Below are 6,449 nucleotides of genomic sequence, written 5' to 3' on the forward strand. Positions count from 1 at the left end.
GGCGCGCCTCGAGCCGCACCACGTGCGGATGGTTGAGCGACAGCTCGGCCGTGTCTTCGACGGTGACCACGCGTTCGGTCTCGGGAATGAAGAAAGCCAGCGCGTTCAGCAGCGAGGTTTTGCCCGAACTCGTGCCTCCGGATACGAGGATGTTGCAGCGCTCGCGCACGGCGAAGCTGAGCAGGCGGTGGATTTCCTCGTTGAACGTACCGAGGGCGAGCAGGTCGGCAGGCTTGAGCGGGTCCTGGCGGAATTTCCGGATGGACACCATGGGGCCATCGACCGCGAGCGGCTCGATCACCACGTTCAATCGCCCGCCATCCGGCAAGCGCGCATCCACCATGGGGCACGACTCGTCCAGGCGCCGGCCGAGCGGCGCCAGGATGCGTCGCACGATGCGCAGCAGGTGCTGATTGTCGGTGAAACGCAAGGTTTCGCGCTGGAGCACGCCGCGACGCGAAACGAAAACGTTGTCATATCCGTTGATCAAGATGTCCTCGACCGAGGGATCGGCAAGGAGATCTTCCAGCGGCCCCAACCCGGCAAGCTCTTTGGTGAGCGATTCGGCAACCAGCCGCAGTTCGGTTTCGTTGATCGGCACGCGCCGCAAACGCACGAAACTGTCGACCTCCACGTTCACGAACTGCTGGATGGCTGCCCTCGACCAGCGCCCGAATTCTGCGCCGAGCTCCTCGATGCGGGACAACAGATGCTCGTGCGCCGCGGCCTTGATGTCCTGGAAGCGCTGGGTGTTGGCAAAGGCCGGACTATCGTCGGCAAACTCGATCGATGCCGTCATGATTACGTTCTCCGCATGCTAATGCGCTCGAATTCAGCCCCTCGGTTCATCGGGCCACCAGTCGCTTCTGCAGGCCCGGCAGCCATTTCGACAGCCATGTCGCACCAACGGGCGCGGGCTGGTCGTAGGCCCCCAGGGAATCCACCAGGAACTGCACCGCCCGGACGTACGGATCGCGGTCGGCCACATCGCACAGCAGCCGGCCTTGGTTGGTGCTGTTCATCAGGGCCAATACGCGGTCAGGCAAAGTGCCGAGCAGCCGCAAGTCGAACCGCTGGGCGATCTGGTCTCCGGTCATGCCATAACGCTCGTCGTAGCGGTTGACCACCAGGCGCAACTTGTCGCGGTCCACGTCCCGGCCGTCCAGGTCACGCAGCATGTCCGCCAGCGACACCAATGCGCCTACGGACTGGTCGGTTACCAGCCAGGCCTGGTCCGCCGCCCTGACGAGCCCGGCCACGAATTCGGGATTCGAAAAGCCGCCGACATCCGCCACGACCAAGCCAAAGTGCTGGCGCAACTTGTCCAGCAGGGCGAGCGAATCCGCATGGGAGACGGTCCGCATCTCGCTTAAGTCGCGCGGCAACGAGATCACTGCCACGCCGTGCGAACTGCGGGTGACCGCCGTATTCACCAGCGTCTCGTCCAGGCGACGCACGTTGCGCACGGCCTCGGCGAAGTGGAAGCTGCCCGACACGTTCAGATAAAGCTGTCCGTCCGCCACCGGCAGGCCAAGGTCGAGGAAGGCGACAGGGCCGCGCAAGCGGCGATTTTTCCCGGTTTCCTCGGAGTCGGCGCCTTGCGCCTGCACCTGCGCCATGGTGCAGAGGTGGGCTGCCAAGGTAGAGGCGCCTACGCCCGCGCGCACGCCGAGCAGCACCACCATTTGCCCGCGCCCGGGCAGGGTGCTCACGGTATTGGAATGCAGCACGCGACGGACAATGTCGCGCACTTCGCCCTCGTTGACGGGATCGATGAAGTCGCTCACGCCCGCGCGCAACGCCGCGACGGCGCCTTGCGGGCGCATCATGCTTCCGACCGCGACCACGGGCAGCGCGGGTGCGATGCGCGCCAACGTGCGCGCGAGCTCCGAGGCATGCGCGAGCTTGCCGGGCTCGCTGTCATCGGCGCCGAAATCCAGCAGCACCATCTGCGGCGCCAACTCCGCCAGGCGCGCCGACAGCCGGTCTGGCATGACGTCCTCCTGGACGACCACGCCGTCGTGGCGCAACACGGCAGCGAGCCGCTGCGCCAAGCTGCTATCGCCGGTAAAGAACAGGAAACGGCGTGTATCCAAGAGACTCGCCAACTCCTTGCTCGGGGCGTTCATAACTCACTCCTGCTGATACTCGCCGCCTCACTTGGAGAAGCCGGGCAACTCGTCGTTGCTCGCTACGCCCAGGAGAAAATGCCCCCATGCATTGGTGGGGGTGTCGCGCTTTTCGTTCTCCCCCGGCATGGGAAGCTTTACTCCCCGCGCCATGGGCTTGACCAGATGCGGCGTCACGACGATCAGCAATTCCTTTTCTTTCTGCGTGTAGGACATGTTCCGGAAGAACGTGCCGATGATGGGCAGGTCGCCCAGGAACGGCAGCTTGTCCAGGTTGGATACGGTCGAACGTGACACCAGCCCGCCGATGACAAAGCTTTCGCCATCGCCCAGCTCGACGGTCGTATCCGCGCGGCGCGTGATGATCGCGGGAATCTGGATGTTGTTGACCGTGACCCCGTTGCTCCAGTCCAGGTCGCTGGCCTCGGGCGCGACCTTGAGCGCAATGCGGTCTTTCGACAATACCGTGGGCGTCAAGGTCAGCCCGATGCCGAACGGCTTATAGGTGACCGTGGTCGTACCCAGGCCTCCGGATTGGGGGACCGGCAGTTCCCCGCCTGCGAGGAACTTGGCGCTCTGGCCGGACAGCGCGGTCAAGGTCGGTTCGGCCAGCACGCGCGCGAGTCCGTTGCTTTCGAGCAGGCGCAGATTGGTATCGAGCAGGAAATTGCCGCGGCTCAATCCCAGCGTCAGGTCAAACGCCTTGCCGGTGGGGGCCAGGTCGCTCGCCAACCCGAAACTGAAACTGCCCCGGCGATTGAATGCCGAAAAATTGAACCCGGCCTCCTTCAGCACTTGCCGGCTGAATTCAACGACCTTGACCTCCACCTGGACCACGCCGCCCGTCTCGATGGTGGAAGCGTCGAACACGTTATCGTTTCCGACCGCATCGGCGGCGGAAGCCAGAGAGCGCCGGTGCGCAAGCAAGGAAGGCGCTTGGCCGTTCAGCACTGCGGCATCCCCGTACACCTGGGCCTTGGCGCCATCGCCTTCGCCTACCAGCGTGGCCAGGTCACCGGTCACGCGCACCAGGTAAGCCTGCGGCGACGCTTCGCCGCGTTGCCAGACCGACACCATGGTGGTGCCGGGCTTCTTGCCGACGACCAGCACCCCGCCCTTGCGATTGCCGCTGCCTTTCTCGATTACGACATCGGCCACATCCGGATCCACGACCGCGACGCGTTCGAGGTTGCCGGGAATGGTCAATTGGTACTGATCGCGCACCGCCACCGATATCTGGCGCGGGCCGGCCTCGTCGGCCGCCCCCGCCGGAATGGCGAACGACAACGTCAATGCCATGGCCAGGGGTGCCAGACGCCGAACGAAACCTTGATGACTTATCTTCATTGACGCTCTACCCGTTAAAACCCGACGACTTCCCGCTTGGTGCCACGCACCACTTCCACCGTATTGGCCGGCGCCCTGGGCGCAGCCGCCGGTTGCCGTGGGCGAGCCGCCGGCACCGGGCGCTTGGCCGTCTCGCCCGACAAGCCGGCAAGCTCCAGGCCCGCATAGGCTTGGTTCTCCGCCTTTTCCAAGGCCTCGCGCTGTTCTTTGGTGAGGCCAGGCTTGGCGGCCAACACCGGGGGCGGCTCGGGGAAGAGGCTGACATCCGGCGCCGTTTCGTCGGTCGGGTGGCGCAGCACGAGCTGCAGCTTGCCATTCTGCGTAGCCAGGAGGAGTCGGTTGACATCGGCGGTGGGCACCGCGAGCACCGCGGTTTTCGCAGGCGCGGGCGGATTATTGCTGCGCGCCACGACAATGCCGTTGTCCTGCTGGACATCCCCACCTGCCGACGCCGAACCGTAGGTCAACACGCGCAGCCGGGACAACAGCAGGCGGGCCTGCGTCTTGGTGATGTCCTGCCCCTGCTTGAGGGTGAAGAAGACGTCGACGAAATCGCCGGGCGACACGCGATTCCCCGCGCCCACGACTTCATCCACCGGCACGGCCACCGCGCGCTCGCCCTCATTGAGCAGCAAGGTCAAGCCCTTGACGAGGCTGCTTTCCGTGACGGGCGTCCCGGGGCCGATGTCGAATTTGGGAATCTTGCCCGCCAAGGCCGAAACGTCCCGATAGCTACCCGCCGGATCAATGGGCAACTCGACGACCTTGAGCGCGGCCGCATCGATGGGCACCCCGCCAGGCAACAGCTTGTCTGCCACGACCACGGGCGTCTTCTTTTCCGACAACGGCACGGGCTCGCTCGCCGGCTTGGCCGGCTCGGGTGGCGGCTTGGTCGCCAAAATGAAGGCATAGCCTCCCAACAGCACCGCCAGCAGCACCAACATGGCAGCAACGATTTTGGTCACGGTGTTCATCAGCTCGTCGCCTCGATACTCAAAAAAAACGCATGAGTCAGACCCGGTTAGGTGCCCGACGGATTCTTACCCAACTGCACGGTCGCCACGGCGGACAAATGCTCCGGCAGCCACGCCGACCCACCCCCGAACAGGGCTTCTAGCCAACGCCCCAAGGGCAATATTTCGGGCATCAACGGATACTTGTAGTAGTCCGAATACGTCACCACCACCGATGCGCATTGCAAATTGGCGGCGTAGGTACACGCCTGCGGCGGCCGCAGCTCGCAGAGCACGGGCCCCTGCCCCAATGCCGCGCGATGGCGCGTCAGCCACTCGACCGAATTGGCCACGGCGCCACAAGCCTCGGCCTGCGAAGGAATGCGGTTGGGCGAGACCAGGGAGGACTGGAGCGCTGCCCGGGCCCCTTCCTCCGCCCCCCGCGACAAAGCCTGCTGGGCGACGAACATGCCGCCGTAGCTGACGATGCCGAACAAAATCACCAGGAAAAGCACGCAGACGAGAGAAAACTCCAGGGCCGCGATGCCCGATTGCGCCCGACGAACGGCCCAGGAAACATAAGCAAGCTTCACGCGCCGCCCCCCCCCGCAGCGAGGCGCAAGACAGCCGGATCTATCGTCACGCTGGCCGCGCCCCGGATCGTGTCCGGGATCAACAACGCGGTACCCGGCAACGAGGGAGCGAGCGGATTGGCGCCATAGGCGTAACTCACCGTCACGCTGACCGAGCATTGTTCGGCCAGTGCGGTGCCACAGGCCACGGAACCTGCCCCCCCACCGCCGCCCAAGGCGATGGAGCAGCGTTGCGAGGTATCGATGGAACCGTCCGCGGCACGGCACGGCCCCTGTATCGCAGCGCTGCACACGGGTGCGACGCCACCTGCGGTGCCGCTGCTCGCCAGCCACGAGGCGCGCTCCTTGGCCACGTCGCAACCATGCTCCAACTGGCCGAGCAGCTGCTGCTCAGTGCTGAAACCGCCCCCCGCCGGTTGGAAATAACGCAAGCTGGCGCGGGCGCCGTCCTCGGCGGCCAACGTGAGCGACTGCTGCACCGTAAAGATGAGGCCAAAGCTCAGCACGCCATAAAACAGCACGAAGAAAACCGGGAACACGAGCGCGAACTCCAGCGCGTAGGCGCCACGCTGCAAGCGCTGCGCGGCCGCGCGCGCGACATGTGCGCAATCGACCGGTCTGTCAGTTTCCACTGCGTCCTCGCGTTCGTACTCAATCCACAAACTTTCATCGCCCCAACACGACAACCACCGCCGCGACAGCGAGGTAGGCTGCATAGGGAATCCCCCGGCGCCCGGCGCGCAGGGCCGAGACCCACTGGCCCGCCCGACGCAGGACTGGAATCCGGGACACAGCGCCTTGTACGGGGGCGAGCTGCAACATCACCCATTCGCCGGTCAGCCCGCTCCTGACGCAATACGCCGCCAAGGCATGTATCCCCGCCAACACGCTGCCGCCCAACCACACCGGCAGTAAACCCGGTAAACCCAACCAAAATCCCAAGACAGCGAAAAACTTGACGTCGCCCGCGCCCATCACGCGAAACACATAAAACGGGAGGAACAATGCCAGGCCGGCGAAAAAACCTAAAGATGCCGTTGACCACTGCTGGGCAAAAACCGAAGCGTCGTGCCCGGCAGTGGCCAACACCAGAACATTGCCAGCAATGCCCACCACCAACAGCCAGTTGAATACCCTGCGGAAAAGCAAGTCGCCCAATGCTACTGCTCCGCAAAATAACAAGAAGAAGAAATCCACTGGCGAAAAAAAATGCATTGCTAGCAAGTTTACCTATCAGGTACTAGGTTTTTCTCCTTTCACCCCGGAGCTGATCTTTCCAAACATGTCCTTCAAATCACCACCCAGGGTATACAGAGCTCCAACGATCGCCACAGCGATCAAACCAGCGATCAAACCATATTCGATGGCGGTAGCACCATCTTCTTCTTTCAAGAACTTGATTATTTGCTTCATTTTTTTACCTCCGC

Annotated in this window: 8 protein-coding genes; all 8 read right to left on the minus strand. The window is 63.9% G+C overall.

What is annotated here, in order from left to right:
• A partial coding sequence (locus IRZ12_RS14385) for an ATPase, T2SS/T4P/T4SS family (protein ID WP_296469677.1) occupies window positions 1-799 on the minus strand: 799 nt, incomplete at its 3' end.
• Window positions 800-845: 46 nt separating this feature from the next.
• Complete coding sequence (locus tag IRZ12_RS14390; protein WP_296469680.1) at window positions 846-2,129, minus strand: pilus assembly protein CpaE; 1,284 nt, start codon at window positions 2,127-2,129, stop codon at window positions 846-848.
• Window positions 2,130-2,156: 27 nt separating this feature from the next.
• Window positions 2,157-3,428, minus strand: a complete 1,272-nt coding sequence (locus tag IRZ12_RS14395) for a type II and III secretion system protein family protein (protein ID WP_296469682.1) — start codon at window positions 3,426-3,428, stop codon at window positions 2,157-2,159.
• A gap of 62 nt (window positions 3,429-3,490) precedes the next feature.
• Window positions 3,491-4,450, minus strand: coding sequence for a Flp pilus assembly protein CpaB (gene cpaB, locus IRZ12_RS14400; RefSeq protein WP_296469684.1), 960 nt, complete (start codon window positions 4,448-4,450; stop codon window positions 3,491-3,493).
• Window positions 4,451-4,497: 47 nt separating this feature from the next.
• Window positions 4,498-5,022, minus strand: a complete 525-nt coding sequence (locus IRZ12_RS14405) for a TadE/TadG family type IV pilus assembly protein (protein ID WP_296469686.1) — start codon at window positions 5,020-5,022, stop codon at window positions 4,498-4,500.
• Window positions 5,019-5,654: a TadE/TadG family type IV pilus assembly protein gene (locus IRZ12_RS14410; protein ID WP_296469689.1), complete on the minus strand. Its 636-nt coding sequence runs from the start codon at window positions 5,652-5,654 to the stop codon at window positions 5,019-5,021. The genes IRZ12_RS14405 and IRZ12_RS14410 overlap by 4 nt, the downstream gene beginning before the upstream one ends.
• 34 nt (window positions 5,655-5,688) lie before the next feature.
• On the minus strand, window positions 5,689-6,237 hold the full coding sequence (locus tag IRZ12_RS14415; protein WP_296469691.1) for a prepilin peptidase: 549 nt from the start codon (window positions 6,235-6,237) through the stop codon (window positions 5,689-5,691).
• An 18-nt stretch (window positions 6,238-6,255) separates the two neighbouring features.
• A complete protein-coding gene (locus IRZ12_RS14420) occupies window positions 6,256-6,435 on the minus strand; it encodes a Flp family type IVb pilin (RefSeq protein WP_296469693.1) in 180 nt (59 codons plus the stop codon).
• Between the last annotated feature and the right edge of the window lie 14 nt (window positions 6,436-6,449).

It is taken from the genome of Pigmentiphaga sp. (assembly GCF_019689535.1).
Lineage (GTDB): Bacteria > Pseudomonadota > Gammaproteobacteria > Burkholderiales > Burkholderiaceae_B > Pigmentiphaga.